Raw genomic sequence first — 16,508 nt, 5'->3', positions numbered from 1 at the left:
AGAGGCACAGAGAACACAGAGATTTGATTTTTTGGACAGTCCACCCAGTGGTGAAGTCGCCTCCTGCTTCTTCGATCCTCTGTGTGCTCGGTGTCTCTGTGGTTCAACTGCACGGTTACGGCTGAGGAGGAACTCCTGCAACGGACGGCGGGTCTGGCCGGCGCACGGGAGAAGCTGCTGCAACTCCTGCGGGATGGGATGACCTCCTGGCAGGCGGCCCTGGACTAGGCGCCGGCGGGCAGCATGCAGCGCGTGGAGGTGTGGGAAGGCCTCACCGCCTGGAAGGCGCAGATGCGCGCGATGGTGAAAGACGCCCTGACGGCCAAGAGCGACCCGCACGAACTGGCCACCTACCGCGAGGCGCTGTGGATTCTGGAAGAGGGATGAGATGCCTTTGGAACCACTCATCGGACACGGTTCATTAAACTGAGGCATCGAAGCGCTTGTGGGCGCGCGCATTCTCGTTTTCTTCGGCGCACTTTCATCTGTCCGCCGCCATGCCAGCCACCCGCGCCGCGCTGAAACAGGAACTCCACCACGCCCTCACCGCCGTTGAGTGACTGGTGAAATTCAACCTTGCCAAGATGCCATCTGTCCGTCATTCTAGTCGCAACAATACCCCCCACGCCTCTCTACGATGCGCACCAAGGGGGGTTCCTTTTTTTCCGAGCATGGCGTTTGAAAGGAGGCAGTCATCATGAGCAAGCCTGCCATCACTTACCAGCAGCAGCTTGATTTGCTGAAATCCCGCGGGCTGATCGTGCCAGACGAAGCCTCGGCCCTCCACATTCTGGAGCATCACAACTACTACCGGCTCTCCGCCTACCGCTTCTCCTTCACCCAGCCGGGAAACCCGGACCAGTTCAGGCCCGGCATCACCTTCGATCAAATCTGGGCGCTGTATCAGTTCGACCGCAGCCTGCGCCAGCTCGTCTTGGAAGCCTGCAAGCGGGTGGAAATTTCCGCCCGTTCCCGCTGGGCTTATGAGCTAGGTCACAGACTCGGACCGCTCGCCTACCTGGAGAACTCACACTTCTCCGATCCGCTCATCCACGCCCGCACCCTGACCAAGTTGGATAGCGAGATGACCCGCAGCAAGGAGGAGTTCATCAAGCATCACAAAGCCACGCTCGGCATGGCCTGGCCGCCCGCCTGGGTCATCGCGGAGATCGCTTCGTTTGGGAATGTCTCGAACCTCATCAGCCAGTTGCGGCATTCCTCCATCCGGCAGGCCGTGGCAGATGGATATGGTCTGGACGAGCAGGTGTTCGGCTCCCTGCTCCACCACCTCTGCGTGCTGCGGAACACTGCCGCGCATCACAGCCGTCTCTGGAACCGCAAGTTCGTCATCACCTTCCAGCTCCCGAAGAAAAAGCCCGCGCATCTGCATCACAACTTCTTCACTCCGACCGGCACGGGCAATTTTCGCCGCCTGCACAATTCCCTGATCCTGCTCACTCATCTGGTTCAGTGCATTGAGCCCGCCACTCATTGGCCCGCCCGTTTGATTCATCTGCTCAAGACGCTCGATCCAGCCCTCATTCACGAGATGGGCTTCCCGCCCGACTGGAAAACCCGCCCGATGTGGCAAGCGCTTCTCGCTGCGAACCCATGAAGCTGGCAATCATCTTGGCTCACACATGCGGTAGTTTCATCAAACTGAGGCATCGAAGCGCTTGTGGGCGCGCGCATTCTCGTTTTCTTCGGCGCACTTTCATCTGTCCGCCGCCATGCCAGCCACTCTCGATTCTCTGATGCAGGAAGCCACCCGCTACGCGGAGCATTGGATGAAAAAAAGCGGCTCGCTGGCGCCGAGCATGATGGCGGCGACGGCGCAGGGCACGGTGCTGTTTCTGCCGCAGGGCATGAAGGACGCCCAGGGCAAAGATGACTTCGCCTACACGGTGCGGCTGATCTGCGCCGCGCATGCGGCCTCGGCGGTGGTGTTGATGGTGGAGTCATGGGTGGCGCAGGCCAAGCCGGGCGAAAAGCTCGACATTACCACCCCGCCATCGCAATCGCCCGATCGCGAGGAGGTGGTGGTGCTCATCGGCCAGGGGCTGGCGGGCAACGTCACGCGCATGCTGCCCATTGTGCGCTCCGACAACGGCAGGTTCTGGAATCTAGGCGATCCACAGGACATGCCAGCGACCACCCTGGAGGGACGTTTCGCCGGACTGCTGCCACCGCAGCCGGTGGGCGAGCAGGAGCGAAAAATGGGCCGGCTGCTGCTGGATGCGATGGGTGTGCGGCTGGCAAAGCTGCGGTAACTGCTCCCAGGGCGGTTCGATAGCAACGGTTTGCTTGCATCACCGCCGGGCTGGCTACAATCGCTCGCAGCCGAACTCCTCTCATGCCTCTTTCCGATCCTTATGCGTTTCAACTCGCCGGCTTCAGCGAGCATGATGTCGAGGAAATCCTGTCGGATCTCGACTACCTGCACCGCAACTCCCACTGGACGCACCGGCGTGATCAAATCGAGCGCATGATCGTCGATTCACCGGTCATCCTGCTCGATTTCCTGCGCAGCGTGCAGCCGGAGGTCGTCCGCAATGCCATGATTCCACGCCGGGTGAAGGAAGCGGTGCTGCGCTGACACGGGTTGTTTGAGTTGTTGCGCCAACGCTGACTTCCGCCACATTCGGCCTCCCCCAAGCCCGGCCAATTTGCGCCGGTCGGCGTATTCCATTCTCTCATGTTCAATTGGATCATCAAAAAAATCATCGGCACCAAGAACCAGCGTACGGTGCGCAAGCTCATGCCCGCCGTGGCCGAGATCAACCGGCACGAGGAGCAGTTGCAGCAGGAGCCGGAAGAAGCACTGCGCGAACGCACGCAGAAGTGGCAGGCGCAGTTTCGCGCGTTTCATACGCCGCCGTTCCTCGGCGGTGTGTCACTGCGCATCGCGGATGAAGCCGCCGTGGACGCCTGCCTGGAGCAGGTGGAGCAGTATTTTGCCGCGCTGAAGACACATTTCTCTTCGCTCGAAGACGACTACCTTGCACAAGGAGCCTGGCGCAAAGCGGGCGTCGATGACAAGAAGCAGCGCATCGACCGCGCTCGCGAGGCCTGGAACGCGATCCAGCCCGATTTCGCCGCCATCGAGCAGAAGATGCTCAATGACATCCTGCCGGAAGCCTATGCCGTGGTGAAAAACGCCGCCCGTCGCATGTGCGGTCGCGAGATCGTCGTCTGCGACCAGCCGCTGGGCTGGAACATGATCCATTTCGATGTGCAGCTCGTCGGCGGTGTGGCCCTGCATCGCGGCATGATCGCTGAAATGGCGACCGGGGAAGGGAAGACGCTCGTCGGCACACTGCCGGTGTATTTGAATGCGCTCACCGGCCGCGGCGTGCATGTCATCACGGTGAATGATTACCTCGCACGACGCGACAGCGAGTGGATGGGTAGCTTGTACAAGTTTCTCGGCCTCACCGTCGGTTGCATTCAAAACGACCAGCCTAGCCACATTCGTCGTGAGCAGTATCAGACGGACATCACCTACGGTACGAACAGTGAGTTCGGCTTCGACTACCTGCGTGACAACGGCATGGCCTCCAGCAAGGAGCAGCAGGTGCAGCGCGGTCATTACTTCGCCATCGTCGATGAAGTCGATTCCGTGCTCATTGATGAAGCGCGAACGCCGCTCATCATCAGCGGCCCCGTCATGGCAGCGGAGAGCAATCATCAGTATGAGCGTTACAAACCGCTCGTTGACCAGCTCGTGCGTCGTCAGAACACGCTGTGCAATCGTTTGATCACGGAGGCCAAGGAAGCCGCCGCCGCCGGTGTGCTGGAGCAGGCCGGCTTGAAACTGTTCCAGGTCCACATGGGCCAGCCGAAGAACCGCGCACTTGCCCGTTGCATGGAGGATCCAGACCTCCGCCGTGCGATGGAGAAGGCCGAGCTGTCGCTCTATGCTGACACGCAGAAAGTCGAGTTCTTCAAGCTCAAGGAGGAGCTGTATTACTTCATCGAGGAAAAGAGCCACGACGCCGACCTCACCGAGATGGGTCGCAATTTCCTCAGCCCCGACGAGCCGGATGCCTTCGTGCTGCCGGACATCGCCACCGTTTACTCTGAGATCGACGGCGACACCTCGCTTTCCGAAGAAGCGCGAAACCGCAAGAAGACCGAGATGCAGGACCGCCTCTCGCATCAAGGGCAGCGCATCCATCAGATCAGTCAGTTGCTGCGCGCCTTCTGCCTCTATGAGAAGGATGTCGAGTACGTCGTTGAGGAGAACAAGGTCATCATCGTCGATGCGCAGACAGGCCGTAAAATGGCCGGTCGCCGCTGGAGCGATGGTTTGCATCAAGCCGTGGAGGCCAAGGAAGGCGTGCAGATCGATGCCGAGACGCAGACGCTCGCCACTATCACCATTCAGAACTACTTCCGTCTCTACCTGAAGCTCGGCGGCATGACTGGCACGGCGGAAACGGACGCCGCTGAGTTCCACGACATCTACAACCTCGACGTGCTCACCATCCCGACGAATCGTCCGGTGAAGCGCAAGGATCACAACGACAGCATCTACAAGACGCGCCGCGAAAAATTCGCCGCCGTGATCGAGCTGATCCGCGAATTGAACGCCAAGGGCCAGCCAATCCTCGTCGGCACCGCCAGCGTGGAGGCTTCGGAAATGGTCTCGCGCATGCTCAAGCTGCAAAAGATCACGCACAACGTGCTCAATGCGAAGTACCACCGCCAGGAGGCCGAAATCGTCGCCCGCGCCGGTCATCGCGCTGCGGTGACGATCTCCACCAACATGGCCGGTCGTGGCACTGACATCAAACTGGGCGAAGGCGTCGCCGATCTCGGCGGTTTGTTCGTGCTGGCGACGGAACGCCATGAATCGCGTCGTGTGGACCGCCAGTTGCGCGGTCGTAGTGCGCGTCAGGGCGATCCGGGCGAGAGCAAATTCTTCCTCAGCTTTGAGGATGATCTCATGCGCAACTTCGGCGCCGCCGAGCGCATGACGAAGATGATGGAACGCTTCGGCATGAAGGAAGGCGAGGAATTGCAGCACCCCTGGCTCAACCGCAGCGTCGAAACCGCACAGAAGCGTGTCGAGCAGCGCAACTACGTCTGGCGCAAGCGCGTCCTCGAATACGATGACGTGATGAACCAGCAGCGCGAAGTCGTCTATGAATGGCGCAACGACGTGCTCAACAGCAACGACACGCGCATCCTCATCAACGAAGCCGTTGAAAAGGGACTCACCGAACGTCTCAGCGTCTTCGTGCCGAAAGACATCAAGGGCGACGACGTGGCCGACTTCGACGGCCTGCTCCAGTGGGTGAACACCACCTTCCCCATCGGCCTGCGTGAGTTCGATGACGCCTTCAAGGCGCTCGATTTCGATGCCCAGTCCGCCTTCTTGAAGGACAAGATCCTCAATGCTTATGGGGTGAAGGTCGGCAACGCCAATCCACACGCCTTGCAGGAGATCGAAAAGATGATCCTGCTCAACGCCATCGACCGCCTGTGGCAGGAGCACCTGTATGCGCTGGATGCCTTGAAGGAAGGCGTCGGCCTGCGCACCTACGGCCAGAAAGACCCGCTCATCGAGTTCAAGCAGGAAGCCTTCACGATTTTTGCGGAGCTGATGAACAACATCAACGGCGAAGTCCTCGGCAACCTCTTCCGCAGCACCCAGCAGCTCGCCGCCTTCGAGCAGTTCCTCGCCCAGATGGCCACTCAGCAGAGCGGTGAGTCCGCAGCACCGCAGCGCCGCCATGAAGAGGAGGAAGCAGGGGAAGAAGCTCCGCCCAATCCCGGCCGCGACGGCCCCCGCCTCATCCTGCCCAGCGCTGCCTCGAACAAGCCCAAAGCCACCAACGTCGGTCGCAACGACCCGTGCCCCTGCGGCAGCGGCAAGAAGTTCAAGCAGTGCTGCGGGCGTATTGCGTAAAGTAGCCCAGTTGCGCCGCAACTGGGCTGGGTACATCAATACGTCCTCACCCGCAGCCCCTTCACCCGGCTGAACTCGTCCACGTTGTTCGTCACCACGGTGAGATTATGGACCAGCGCCGTAGCCGCAATCCACATGTCATTTCCTCCAATCAGCGTGCCTTGGGGTTTCAGTTGCCGGTAAATCTCCCCATACCGCCAGGAGACCTCCATGCTCCATGGCAGCACGCTGTAGGGCTTGCACAGGCTCCGCCAGTTTTCCGCGCGGCGGCGGAATCGCCACAGGCCAGCTCACCGGCAATCGTAAACGTGATATAGAAGCTTTCATCCTGATGGGCTTCGAGAAACACATCCGCCTTGCCGCGCTTGCCCGTTCGTGCTTCGCGTTCAGCCGTGATGATGAAATTTGTGTCCAGAATCAGTCCCATGGATCGTCAGGAGGCGAATCTTTGCGCGCCGCAGCCTCCACCTCATCCAGATAGGACGCAGAAACTCGGCTGCCACCTTTGCGGAAATAGCTCATCAATTCAGCGCCAGTGGGTGTCTCTCCGGCAAAAACCGCCCTCCGCACCACGGACGAAAACGTCTCGCCGCTGTGCTTGGCCTTTCTCAGCTTCGTATAAGCATCAAGTTCAAGGGTGATCGTCTTGCCGCGCATGACGGAAAGTGACTCATCCACTCGCCACGAACAAGCCGAAATTTGCGGCGCTCATGCTGGCAATCACCTGCGTTGTTCAAGCCGCTGATCCAGCTAGGCCGACGACCACCGCTGACCGCCGTGACTGGCGTCTCTCCGATCTTCGCAAGGTGATCAAAGCCAGTGGGAAGAATCTGCCCGAGATCATCACGGGGATATCCATCGTGGATGAAGACACTTTGATCGTCTATCTGTCCACCACGCGTAAGCCTCTGAGCGGAATGGGTGCGGACGTGACTCTGAAATTCTCCAAGGAGCGCGGTTGGAAGGTGACAAAGACCACCTTTTCTGATCGCTGACTGTGATGAAGATGGTGATTGCTGCATGACCGTCAACGCTCTTGACGCTCTCACGTCTCATCCTCATCATGCGCGACCATGAAGTCTTGTCTCGCTCTCGTCGTCCTCTGCTCGCTGCCCTTTGCTGCCCTCGCGGTGGATGACTACAAGCTCGGCCCGCTCTCGCAGGAAAACCCGGCGATGCCGAAGGGGAAGGTGATCCCGATGCCGGTGCATGAGTCGAAGATCTATGCGGGCACGAAGCGTGACTGGTGGATTTATGTGCCGGCGCAGTACCAGCCGGAGCAACCGGCGAACCTGATGGTGTTTCAGGACGGGCATGATTACGTCGGCGTGAAGGGCGCGTGGCGGGTGCCGGTGGTGTTCGACAATCTCATCGCCAGTGGCGACATGCAGCCGACGATCGCGATCTTCATCAATCCAGGGTATAGCGGCGACACGAAGCCGCCGAGTGCGTGGAAGAACAACAACCGGGGCAAGGAGTACAACACGCTGGGTGACACGTATGCCCGATTCCTGCTCGAAGAGATCATCCCGCAGGTGCAGAAGGATTATAAACTCACCGCCAACCCGGAAGGTTGGGCCATCGCGGGTGCGAGCAGCGGCGCGATCTGCGCGTTCACGGTGGCATGGGAGCGCCCGGACAAGTTTCGCAAGGTCTTCTCCACCATCGGCAGCTACGTCGATCTCGCGGGCGGGCATGTGTATCCCTCGATCATCCGGCTGACGGAGCGCAAACCGCTGCGGGTCTATCTTCAAGACGGCAGCAGCGATCTCGACAATCCCTTCGGCAACTGGCCGCTGGCGAACCAGCAGATGGCGAAGGCGCTGGGATACCAGAAGTATGATTTCACTTTCACGTTTGGTGACGGCGCGCATAACAGCAAGCACGGCGCGAGCATTTTCCCTGAAGCGATGAAGTGGCTGTGGCGGAAGGATGCTGAACGCTGAACAGCGAACGCTGAACATTGAACATTGAACATTGAACATTGAACGCTGAGGGCATCTCCTCGGTGTCGCCTGCATCGCACGGAAGAGCGCGGCTTACTTCGCGGCTGGCTTGGCGGCTTTGGCGGCCACCTTGTTCGCCTTTTTCGCCGCAGGCTTCTTCGCTTTGTCTGCGGTTGGCTTCTCAAGCGAGGCCGAGAGCTGGTCGAGGGATTTGGCGAGATTCTGTTCCAGGTGGGTGAGGGCCTTGGTGAAGCCGTCGGCCTTCTTGCGGACCAGCTTCAATGCTTGGGCCGTCTTCTTCCGCAGGCGGGCCTCGCCTTTCTGCCCCCATTCAACCAGCACCTCACGCGCCTGGCTGGCGTGGGTCGTGGTGGCGTGGAGCTTGGCTTCGAGGGTGGAGATCAACTGATGCGCCTTCTTGAAGTTGATTTGCATGGCAGTGTGGGTGGCTGGGTTGGGGAGACGGGTGCAGTCCGCAGATGCACGGAACGCTGCCGCAGTGTCAACGTTCGCGACACCCCCGCAAGGTGGCAGTTGGAGAAATCATCAACTGCGGAGGAGGCTTCGCCTTGACGCCCGCCGCTGCTTTGTGCTTCATCCACTCATGACCACTTCCACCTGCCGCTGGGGCATCCTTGGCGCCGCTTTTATCGCCCGCAAAAACTGGCAGGCCATTCGTGATGCTGGCAACGCCGTGCTGGTCGCAGTCGCGAGTCGTGATGTGGCGCGCGCGCAGATGTTCATCGACGAATGTCAGGCCAGCGCGCCGCATGCGGTGGTGCCGGAGGCGATGGGCAGTTACGAGGCGCTGCTGGCGCGGGCGGACATCGACGCCGTTTACATTCCGCTGCCGACGGGATTGCGAAAGCAGTGGGTGATCCGTGCAGCGCAGGCGGGGAAGCATGTGCTGGTGGAAAAGCCGGTGGGCTGCAACGCCGCCGAGGTGGAGGAAATCATCGCCGCGTGTGAGCAGCATCGCGTGCAATTCATGGACGGCGTGATGTTCATGCATGGGCGGCGCTTGCAGCGGATGCGCGAAGTGTTGAACACCGAAGTCGGCAGCGTGCGCCACGTTGCTACGCAGTTCAGTTTCATGGGCGATGCGGAATTTCAGCGCACGAACATTCGCGTCCACGGTGCTCTCGAACCCCTCGGTTGTCTGGGTGATCTCGGGTGGTACTGCCTGCGCTTCACGTTGTGGGCGATGAATTATGCCCAGCCGGTGCAGGTGACGGGCCGCATCCATGCGGAAGCCAAGCAGACGCCCGATGCGCCACCGGTGCCGCTGGAGTTCTCCGGCACGCTGGCCTATGCGAACGGTGCCTCCGCCTCATTCTTCTGCTCCTTCACCACGGTGAATGCGCAGTGGGCCGTTGTCAGTGGTGACAAGGGCCTGCTGCAACTGTCCGACTTCGTGCTGCCATTTTCGGGGGGGCAGACGCAGTTCAGCCTCACGCGTTCTGATTTCGTCATCGACGGTTGCCGCTTCGACATGCATGCGGGCCGCAAAACTGAATCCCTCGACGAACCGAGCAGCAATGCGCCGGGGTCACAGGAAGCCGGGTTGTTCCAAACCTTCTCCAAACTGGTGCTGTCAGGCCAGATTGACCCGCACTGGCCGCAGATCACGCTGCTAACCCAGCGCGTCCTGGATGCGTGCCTGCTTTCGGCACGGCAGGGAGCGGTGCCGGTGGTGCTGAATTAGAGCATCAGTCCGAAGCGGGCGGTGATGACGCGCAGCAGCGCAAACAACACGACCGTGAGCACGGCGCTGCCACCGAGAGCGCCGTGGAAGCCCCACCAGCGTTGAAAGGCGGGGAAGAGCAGGAACATGGGCAGCGTGGGCAGCACGTACCAGAAGATGTAGAACATGTGGTCGGCGGTCTTCTGCTCGCGCACCTCGGGTGCGCTCTCGTAGTACACCCAGAACAGGGTGATGATGCTGACAAAGGGCAGCGCGGCGAGGAGGGCACCCGCCTTGTCACTGCGCTTCACGATTTCACTGACCAGCGTGATGAGGCCGGCGCTGAGCAGGTATTTGAGGAGGAGTTTGAAGGTCATGGGGCAGGGGGATGAACGCTGAACATGGCAGCAGGCGTGAAACAATTTTGGTAACGATTTTCAGGCGGCGGGATTTTCCCGGACAACGAGATCACGCACAGGCGTGATCGCAGCCAACTCCAACCTGTCATGAAAGCGCTCCACCTCACATCTTTTATCACACTCGCCCTGGCCTGCTCCTTCGGGACGCAGGTCCAAGCGCAGGCACCGAAGAAACAACCGCCGCCGCCCCCACGCACCGCTCCGCCTTCTGCTCCGGTCGCGCAGGCGCCTAAAAGGCAGCCGTCGCAACGGCCGCAGCATCCGCAGACACCACCCATGCCAGCTCCCAATGCCCAACGCCCGCAGTTTGGGGATCCGCTGCCAGGTCTCACACGGCGCGAATTGCAGGAGTTCAACGACGGCAAAGAGGATTTCGAGGGCGTGGAGACGGAAGTCTCTGGCCTGGGGCCGATCTTTAACGGCTCCTCGTGCGTGATCTGCCACTCCTCACCCGCCGTCGGTGGTGCGAGTGTGTTTAATGTGACGCGTTTCGGCCAAACAACGAACGGTGTGTTCAATCCGCTGACTTTGCTTGGCGGTTCGCTGTTGCAGGAGCGCGAGATCAATGCCGCAGTGCATGAGGTTGTGCCACCGGAGGCAAACGTCGTGGCACAGCGCAACACCACGCCCTTGTTCGGCCTGGGGCTGATCGAGGCGATTCCCGATGCCCAAATTCTGCGCAATGTGCGGCGGCAACCGGTGGACGGAGTGCTGGGAAAGGTGTCCAAAGTCCAGGATGTGGCCACTGGGCGCGAGTTGATCGGCCGTTTTGGCTGGAAGGCGCAGATCGCCACGCTGCTGACCTTTTCCGGAGAGGCGTATGTGAACGAGATGGGCATCACCAACCGTCTGTTCCCGGTGGAAAACGCGCCGAATGGCAATGCACAGCTTCTCAGCCAATACGACACGGTGGCAGATCCCGAGGACACGCTGGATGCGCAGGGCAGGGGCGATATCGACCGTCTGGCCGAGTTCATGCAGTGGCTCGGTGCGCCGCCACGGCTGCAACTGACACCCAGCGCCGCCGCCGGAAGGGGTGTGTTTCAAAGCACCGGCTGCACGACTTGCCATGTGCCGGTGATGTTCACCGGGCCGAACCGTTCCGCATCCTTGCGCAACAAAGAGGTGTGGCTGTTCTCCGACCTGTTGTTGCATGACATGGGGACGCTGGGAGACGGCATCGCTCAGGGCACCGCCGATGTGCGCGACATGAAAACCGCTCCGCTCTGGGGCCTGCGTGCCAGCGCCCCGTATCTGCACGATGGCCGTGCGGCGACGGTGGATGAGGCGATCAAGGCGCACGATGGCGAGGCGAAAGCAGCAAAAGACCGCTATCTGAAGCTCTCCAAACAGCAGGTGCAGCAACTGCTGGACTATCTCGCGTCGATCTGACGAACAAGGGGGGCAGTGTGTGTGTGAAGCAGGCAGCGATGTCTGCTTCACTGCGTTATAGGGTGTGAGATTTGCCCAATGGAGGCAGGCGGTAAAATTTGTTAACAAAACAATGAAATAGTGCTTGCGGGTACAGGGGGACTCGCCAGAATGCGCGCTCCCAAGGCCCAGCCTTCGCCCCCACGAAGCTGGCAAATCAAGAACCTCCACGGATGTTCTTCATTATCGGAACCAGAACCGGAAAAGTCTGCGTGTGCTCAATGTGAGCATGGCGCGCTGTCTTCCGAAACCGGCTCCGAAAGCCAAGGATCACAGCTCTTTCACACCATGCCCACCATCAATCAACTCGTCAGACACGGCCGCAAAGATAAAGCGGTAAAGTCGAAGTCTCCCGCGCTCGCCAAGTGCCCGCAGCGTCGTGGCGTCTGCCTCCAGGTGATGACCCGCACGCCGAAGAAGCCCAACTCCGCTCTTCGTAAGGTGGCCAAGGTGCGCTTGACCAACGGTTTCGAAGTCATCGCCTACATCGGCGGTGAAGGTCACAACCTCCAGGAGCACTCGATTGTTCTCGTGCGTGGCGGACGTGTGAAGGATTTGCCCGGTGTGCGTTACCACATCGTGCGCGGCACCCTTGACTGCCTTGGTGTTGACGCTCGTCGTCGTGGTCGTTCCAAGTATGGCGCCAAGCGTCCGAAGGCCGGTGCTGCCGCCGCTGCCGCGAAGAAGAAATAACTCCCGCTGATTTCACCCTCCATCTCCTCACGTCATGGCCCGCAGAAAACGCGTTTATAACAAAGATGTCCGCAAGGACAGCCGCTACGACAGCGAACTCGTCGCAGCGCTCATCAGCAACATCATGCTGGACGGCAAGAAATCGCTCGCCGAGCGCATTGTCTATACCGCCATTGAGCAGCTCAACGACAAGACCGACAGCGTCGATCCACTTGAGCTTTTCAACCGGGCCATTGAGAACACCAAGCCACGCGTAGAAGTCAAAGCCCGTCGTGTTGGTGGTGCCACCTACCAGGTGCCGCTCGAAGTTTCTCCCCGCCGTCAGGAATCCCTCGCCATGCGCTGGATCGTTGGTTTCGCCCGTGGCCGCAAAGGCCAGGCGATGCACCGCGCTCTCGCCAATGAACTGAAGGATGCCGCACAAGGGCAGGGGAATGCCGTTCGCAAGCGCGACGACGTTCACAAGCAGGCGCAGGCTAACCGCGCGTTCGCTCACTTCCGCTTCTAAGCGGTTTCACACCACTCTTTCTCGTCCACTTTTCGTTTTTTTCGTTCCATGGCCAACCCGAATTCCCCCAACCGCGAATACCCACTTGAGCGCACCCGTAACATCGGGATCTGCGCCCACATTGACGCGGGCAAGACGACTCTGACCGAGCGTATTCTGTTCTACACCGGCATGATCCACAAGATCGGCGAAGTGCATGACGGTGCTGCGACCACAGACTGGATGGAGCAGGAAAAAGAGCGCGGTATCACGATCACCTCCGCTGCTGTGACCGCACGCTGGAAGCAGCTCAAGGAAGAAGGCATCTTCAAGCTGCGTGAGATGGAAGACATCCGCGTCAATATCATCGACACCCCTGGTCACGTGGACTTCACCGCTGAAGTGGAACGTTCCCTCCGTGTGCTCGATGGCGCGATCTTCGTGCTTTGCGCTGTGGCCGGTGTGCAGCCGCAGTCGGAAACGGTTTATCGTCAGGCGGAGAAGTATGGCGTGCCGCGCATCGCCTTCGTCAACAAGATGGACCGCACCGGTGCCAACTTTGACAACGTTGTGAATGACGTGCGCAAAAAACTCGGCGCGAATGCCTGGCCGATCCTCATTCCGATTGGTGCTGAAGACAATCTCATCGGCCAGATCGATGTGGTGAACAACAAGGCGATCATCTACAACGATGACGAAAAATTTGGCTCTTCCTACACGGTGCGCGACTTGCAGGGTGACGAAATCGCCAAGGCCAAGGAAAACTACGACGGCCTCGTGGCTGAAATTTGCAACCATGACGAAGAACTCGGCATGATGTTCCTCGAAGAGAAGCCGATCACGATCAAGGATGTGAAAGAAGCGCTGCGCCGCACGGTGATCAGCAACAAAATCATCCCGATGGCCGGTGGTTCCGCCTTCAAGAACAAGGGCGTGCAGTATCTCATCGACGCCGTGATTGATTATCTTCCCGGCCCCCTCGACATCGCGCCGCAGACCGGCCAGTTGGTGGACGATCCTGATGTGAAGGTCGAAGCGCTGCCAGACGACAACGGCAAGTTCTGCGCCCTCGGTTTCAAGCTGTGGTCCGACAAGTTTGGCCGTCTCGTGTTCTTCCGCGTCTATTCCGGCAAGGTTTCCAAGGGAGACACGATCTACAATCCACGCACCCGTAAGTCTGAGCGCGTGGGCCGTCTTATTCAGATTCAGGCCAGCGTTCACAAGGACATCGACTGCTGTTACTCGGGTGACATCGCCGCGCTCGTGGGTGTGAAGGACGTGCGCACCGGCGACACCTTCTGTGATGAGGATCTCGACATCCTGCTTGAGCCACCAACCTTCCCGGAACCCGTGATTTCGATGGCCGTCGAGCCAAAGACCAAAGGCGACCAGGAAAAGATGGGCAACGCCCTCCAGCGCCTCTCTGAAGAAGATCCAACCTTCTTCGTCAAGACCGACGAAGAAACCGGCCAGGTCATCATCGCCGGCATGGGTGAGTTGCATCTCGAAATTCTCTGCGACCGCCTCAAGCGCGAGCACAAAGTGGAAACCACCACCGGCAAACCGCAGATCGCCTACCGCGAGACGCTCACGATCCCTGCGGATGGTGAAGGCAAGCTGGTCAAGCAGTCGGGTGGTCGCGGCCAATACGGCCACGTTGTCATTAAGGTGCGTCCTGGTGAGCCGGGTTCCGGCGTCGTCGTCGAAAACAAGGTGGTCGGCGGCACCATCCCGAAAGAATTTATCAATCCGGCCAAGAACGGCTGTATCGAAGCGGCTCTCAACGGCGTCATCGCTGGTTATCCAGTGATCGACATCCATATCGACCTCGTGGACGGCTCCAGCCATGACGTGGACTCCAACGAAAACGCCTTCAAGATGGCAGGCATCTTCGCCGTGAAAGACGCTCTCAAGAAAGCCAAGTGCATTCTCCTTGAGCCGATCATGGCCGTGGAAGCCTCCACTCCTGAAGATTATCAGGGCGACATCCTCGGCGACATCAACCGCCGTCGCGGCAAGATCCTGGGCATGGACACCCGTGGTGCCACCGCGATCCTCCGCGCCGATGTGCCGCTTTCCGAAATGTTTGGCTACTCCACTGCCATCCGCACCCTTTCCTCTGGCCGCGCCAGCTACTCGATGCAGCCTGCACGCTTTGAGCAGGTGCCGTCGCAGATCGTCGAGCAAATCGTCGAACAACGCGGAGGCAGCAAATCTTAATCGCCGCAGCGGCTCGAACCCCATCCCCACGGACCCACACCGTCATGAGTAATCAACGCATCAGAATCCGCCTCCGCGCCTATGACAATCGCGTGCTCGATAAGAGCACCGCCGACATCGTCGAAACCGCCAAGCGCACCGGCGCTCGCGTCGCAGGCCCCATCCCGCTGCCGACCCGCATCGAAAAATTCACCGTGAACCGTTCCCCGCACGTCGATAAGAAGTCGATGGACCAGTTCGAAATCCGCACGCACAAGCGCTTGCTGGACATCGTTGATCCCACCTCACGCACCGTGGACGAGCTGAAAAAGCTCAACCTCCCTTCCGGCGTGGACATCACGATCAAGATCTAACACGGCCACCCACTTTACCCCCAGGAGGACACACTCATGAGTCTCGGATTGATCGGCAAAAAATTAGGAATGACCAAGGTCTATGACGCCAAAGGCGACGCCGTGGCAGTCACCGTGGTCGATGTCAGCGGCAACACCATTCTTCAGGTGAAGCGCAGCGACGGCAAAGACAAGTACAGCGCCGTGCAGATCGGTTATGGCGACCAGCTTAAGGAATCCCGTGTCAGCAAGCCGCTGCTCGGTCACTTCAAGAAGCATGGTTGCACCACCGCCAAACGCATCGTCAAAGAATTTCGCCTCACTGGTGATGACAAGCTGCCAGCGGAAGATTTCAAACTCGACGCCAGCCTGTTCAAAAACGGCCAGGTCGTCGATGTGATCGGCACCACCAAGGGCAAGGGTTTCCAAGGCGTTGTGAAGCGCCACGGTTTCGCCGGCCAGCCTGCCACGCACGGTCACATGATGCATCGTCGTCCTGGTTCCATCGGTTGCCGTCTTACCCCCGGTCTCGTCTGGAAGAATCAGAAGATGCCCGGCCATGATGGCGTCTCTCGCCGCACCGTGCAGAATCTCGTCGTGGTGCAGAGCCGTCCTGAAGAAGGCGTCCTGCTCATCGGCGGCGCACTTCCCGGTAACACCGGCAGCATTGTTGTGGTTCGCCCTGGCAAGAAGGCCGGCCCGAAAAAGATCGTCGTCCAACGTGTCTCCACCAAGGCAGCTAAGAAATAATTTCTGAGGAACTGAATCATGTCCGCTAACATTCTCACCGCCGACGCCGCCAAGCAGGCAAACATTCAACTGACCGAGGGCTATAAAGGCTCCCAGGCATTGAGTGACACCCTGGTGGCCTACCGTGCCAACCGTCGTCAGGGCAATGCCCACACCAAAAACCGTTCGGAAGTCTCTGGCTCCGGCGCCAAGCCCTGGAACCAGAAGGGCACCGGCAATGCCCGTGCCGGCAGCAAGCGCTCTCCTATCTGGAGTGGTGGTGGTGTCGTCTTCGGCCCTCGCAACACGACCGTATGGGCGAAGAAGATCCCCAAGAGCACCAAGAAGCTCGCCTTCCGCGCCGCTTTGACCGCCCGCATTCTGGATGGCGAAGTGCTCACCGTTGGCACTTTCGTTGTTGCCGATGGCAAGACCAAGAGCTTCATCGCTGCCGTCACCGGTCTCACCACCGCCAAGAACGTGCTGCTCATCGGCAAAGGCTTTGATGAACTCACCTTCCGCGCTGGTCGTAATGTCCAGAACGTCCAGCTCATCTCCGCTGACGAAGTGAATGCCGAACACCTCCTCCGCTATCGCAGCGTGGTGGTCACCGGCGACGCCCTTGAAACCCTTGCCAAGAGGACTGCCTGATC

20 protein-coding genes are annotated in these 16,508 nt (G+C 59.7%); 15 read left to right on the top strand and 5 right to left on the bottom strand.

Features of this window, described 5'->3' with window-relative positions; all coding sequences use genetic code 11:
* Positions 1 to 243: 243 nt before the first annotated feature.
* The 5 genes from ACKVY0_RS21970 (at position 244) to secA (ending at position 5,914) form a co-directional block, all read left to right on the top strand.
* Entirely contained in the window at positions 244 to 387 is a 144-nt protein-coding gene (locus ACKVY0_RS21970; RefSeq protein ID WP_409216996.1) for a hypothetical protein, read from the top strand.
* A 310-nt stretch (positions 388 to 697) separates the two neighbouring features.
* The gene (locus tag ACKVY0_RS21965) at positions 698 to 1,615 is read left to right on the top strand and encodes an Abi family protein (protein WP_409216995.1); all 918 of its coding nucleotides are present in this window, start codon (positions 698 to 700) and stop codon (positions 1,613 to 1,615) included.
* Positions 1,616 to 1,730: 115 nt separating this feature from the next.
* Complete coding sequence (locus tag ACKVY0_RS21960; protein ID WP_409216994.1) at positions 1,731 to 2,270, top strand: hypothetical protein; 540 nt, start codon at positions 1,731 to 1,733, stop codon at positions 2,268 to 2,270.
* A gap of 83 nt (positions 2,271 to 2,353) precedes the next feature.
* Complete coding sequence (locus ACKVY0_RS21955; protein ID WP_409216993.1) at positions 2,354 to 2,596, top strand: hypothetical protein; 243 nt, start codon at positions 2,354 to 2,356, stop codon at positions 2,594 to 2,596.
* Between the two features lie 99 nt (positions 2,597 to 2,695).
* Positions 2,696 to 5,914, top strand: a complete 3,219-nt coding sequence (secA, locus tag ACKVY0_RS21950) for a preprotein translocase subunit SecA (RefSeq protein ID WP_409216992.1) — start codon at positions 2,696 to 2,698, stop codon at positions 5,912 to 5,914.
* Positions 5,915 to 5,949: 35 nt separating this feature from the next.
* On the opposite strand, the gene ACKVY0_RS21945 is transcribed toward secA, so the two are convergent.
* From ACKVY0_RS21945 to ACKVY0_RS21935, 3 genes are read right to left on the bottom strand one after another with little or no spacing between them, the layout of a single operon-like run.
* Positions 5,950 to 6,126 (bottom strand): type II toxin-antitoxin system VapC family toxin, encoded by a 177-nt coding sequence (locus tag ACKVY0_RS21945; RefSeq protein ID WP_409216997.1) that lies wholly within the window; start codon positions 6,124 to 6,126, stop codon positions 5,950 to 5,952.
* Positions 6,084 to 6,341: a hypothetical protein gene (locus ACKVY0_RS21940; protein ID WP_409216998.1), complete on the bottom strand. Its 258-nt coding sequence runs from the start codon at positions 6,339 to 6,341 to the stop codon at positions 6,084 to 6,086. Before ACKVY0_RS21940 ends, ACKVY0_RS21945 begins: the two co-directional genes overlap by 43 nt.
* Complete coding sequence (locus ACKVY0_RS21935) at positions 6,332 to 6,571, bottom strand: antitoxin VapB family protein (protein WP_409216991.1); 240 nt, start codon at positions 6,569 to 6,571, stop codon at positions 6,332 to 6,334. Before ACKVY0_RS21935 ends, ACKVY0_RS21940 begins: the two co-directional genes overlap by 10 nt.
* A gap of 8 nt (positions 6,572 to 6,579) precedes the next feature.
* Here ACKVY0_RS21935 and ACKVY0_RS21930 point away from each other — a divergent pair, with 8 nt between their 5' ends.
* Together ACKVY0_RS21930 and ACKVY0_RS21925 are read left to right on the top strand one after the other, a co-directional pair.
* The gene (locus ACKVY0_RS21930; RefSeq protein WP_409216990.1) at positions 6,580 to 6,909 is read left to right on the top strand and encodes a hypothetical protein; all 330 of its coding nucleotides are present in this window, start codon (positions 6,580 to 6,582) and stop codon (positions 6,907 to 6,909) included.
* 78 nt (positions 6,910 to 6,987) lie between these two features.
* Positions 6,988 to 7,860, top strand: a complete 873-nt coding sequence (locus ACKVY0_RS21925) for an alpha/beta hydrolase (protein ID WP_409216989.1) — start codon at positions 6,988 to 6,990, stop codon at positions 7,858 to 7,860.
* Between the two features lie 93 nt (positions 7,861 to 7,953).
* Here the strand turns inward: ACKVY0_RS21925 and ACKVY0_RS21920 are convergent, their stop codons facing one another.
* A complete protein-coding gene (locus ACKVY0_RS21920) occupies positions 7,954 to 8,295 on the bottom strand; it encodes a hypothetical protein (protein ID WP_409216988.1) in 342 nt (113 codons plus the stop codon).
* Between the two features lie 169 nt (positions 8,296 to 8,464).
* On the opposite strand from ACKVY0_RS21920, the gene ACKVY0_RS21915 reads away from it, so the two are divergent.
* Positions 8,465 to 9,565, top strand: coding sequence for a Gfo/Idh/MocA family protein (locus tag ACKVY0_RS21915; RefSeq protein WP_409216987.1), 1,101 nt, complete (start codon positions 8,465 to 8,467; stop codon positions 9,563 to 9,565).
* Here the strand turns inward: ACKVY0_RS21915 and ACKVY0_RS21910 are convergent.
* Positions 9,562 to 9,921: a DUF3147 family protein gene (locus ACKVY0_RS21910; protein ID WP_409216986.1), complete on the bottom strand. Its 360-nt coding sequence runs from the start codon at positions 9,919 to 9,921 to the stop codon at positions 9,562 to 9,564. The genes ACKVY0_RS21915 and ACKVY0_RS21910 overlap by 4 nt on opposite strands.
* A 129-nt stretch (positions 9,922 to 10,050) precedes the next feature.
* Between ACKVY0_RS21910 and ACKVY0_RS21905 the strand changes: the two genes are divergently transcribed.
* The 7 genes from ACKVY0_RS21905 (at position 10,051) to rplD (ending at position 16,506) form a co-directional block, all read left to right on the top strand.
* Positions 10,051 to 11,355 (top strand): di-heme oxidoredictase family protein, encoded by a 1,305-nt coding sequence (locus ACKVY0_RS21905; RefSeq protein ID WP_409216985.1) that lies wholly within the window; start codon positions 10,051 to 10,053, stop codon positions 11,353 to 11,355.
* 327 nt (positions 11,356 to 11,682) lie between these two features.
* Complete coding sequence (gene rpsL, locus ACKVY0_RS21900; protein WP_409216984.1) at positions 11,683 to 12,087, top strand: 30S ribosomal protein S12; 405 nt, start codon at positions 11,683 to 11,685, stop codon at positions 12,085 to 12,087.
* A 34-nt stretch (positions 12,088 to 12,121) separates the two neighbouring features.
* Positions 12,122 to 12,595 carry a 30S ribosomal protein S7 gene (rpsG, locus tag ACKVY0_RS21895; protein WP_409216983.1) on the top strand — a complete coding sequence of 158 codons (474 nt, stop codon included), beginning with the start codon at positions 12,122 to 12,124 and terminating at the stop codon, positions 12,593 to 12,595.
* Between the two features lie 48 nt (positions 12,596 to 12,643).
* Entirely contained in the window at positions 12,644 to 14,794 is a 2,151-nt protein-coding gene (gene fusA / locus ACKVY0_RS21890) for an elongation factor G (RefSeq protein ID WP_409216982.1), read from the top strand.
* 44 nt (positions 14,795 to 14,838) lie between these two features.
* Complete coding sequence (gene rpsJ, locus ACKVY0_RS21885) at positions 14,839 to 15,147, top strand: 30S ribosomal protein S10 (protein WP_409216981.1); 309 nt, start codon at positions 14,839 to 14,841, stop codon at positions 15,145 to 15,147.
* A 36-nt stretch (positions 15,148 to 15,183) separates the two neighbouring features.
* Positions 15,184 to 15,876, top strand: coding sequence for a 50S ribosomal protein L3 (gene rplC / locus ACKVY0_RS21880; RefSeq protein WP_409216980.1), 693 nt, complete (start codon positions 15,184 to 15,186; stop codon positions 15,874 to 15,876).
* Positions 15,877 to 15,894: 18 nt separating this feature from the next.
* Positions 15,895 to 16,506 (top strand): 50S ribosomal protein L4, encoded by a 612-nt coding sequence (gene rplD / locus ACKVY0_RS21875; RefSeq protein ID WP_409216979.1) that lies wholly within the window; start codon positions 15,895 to 15,897, stop codon positions 16,504 to 16,506.
* Positions 16,507 to 16,508 lie beyond the last annotated feature (2 nt).

Source organism: Prosthecobacter sp. (genome assembly GCF_046154365.1).
Lineage (GTDB): Bacteria > Verrucomicrobiota > Verrucomicrobiia > Verrucomicrobiales > Verrucomicrobiaceae > Prosthecobacter.
Note: the sequence above shows the minus strand (reverse complement) of the source record. Positions and strands in the feature narration are given on the sequence as shown.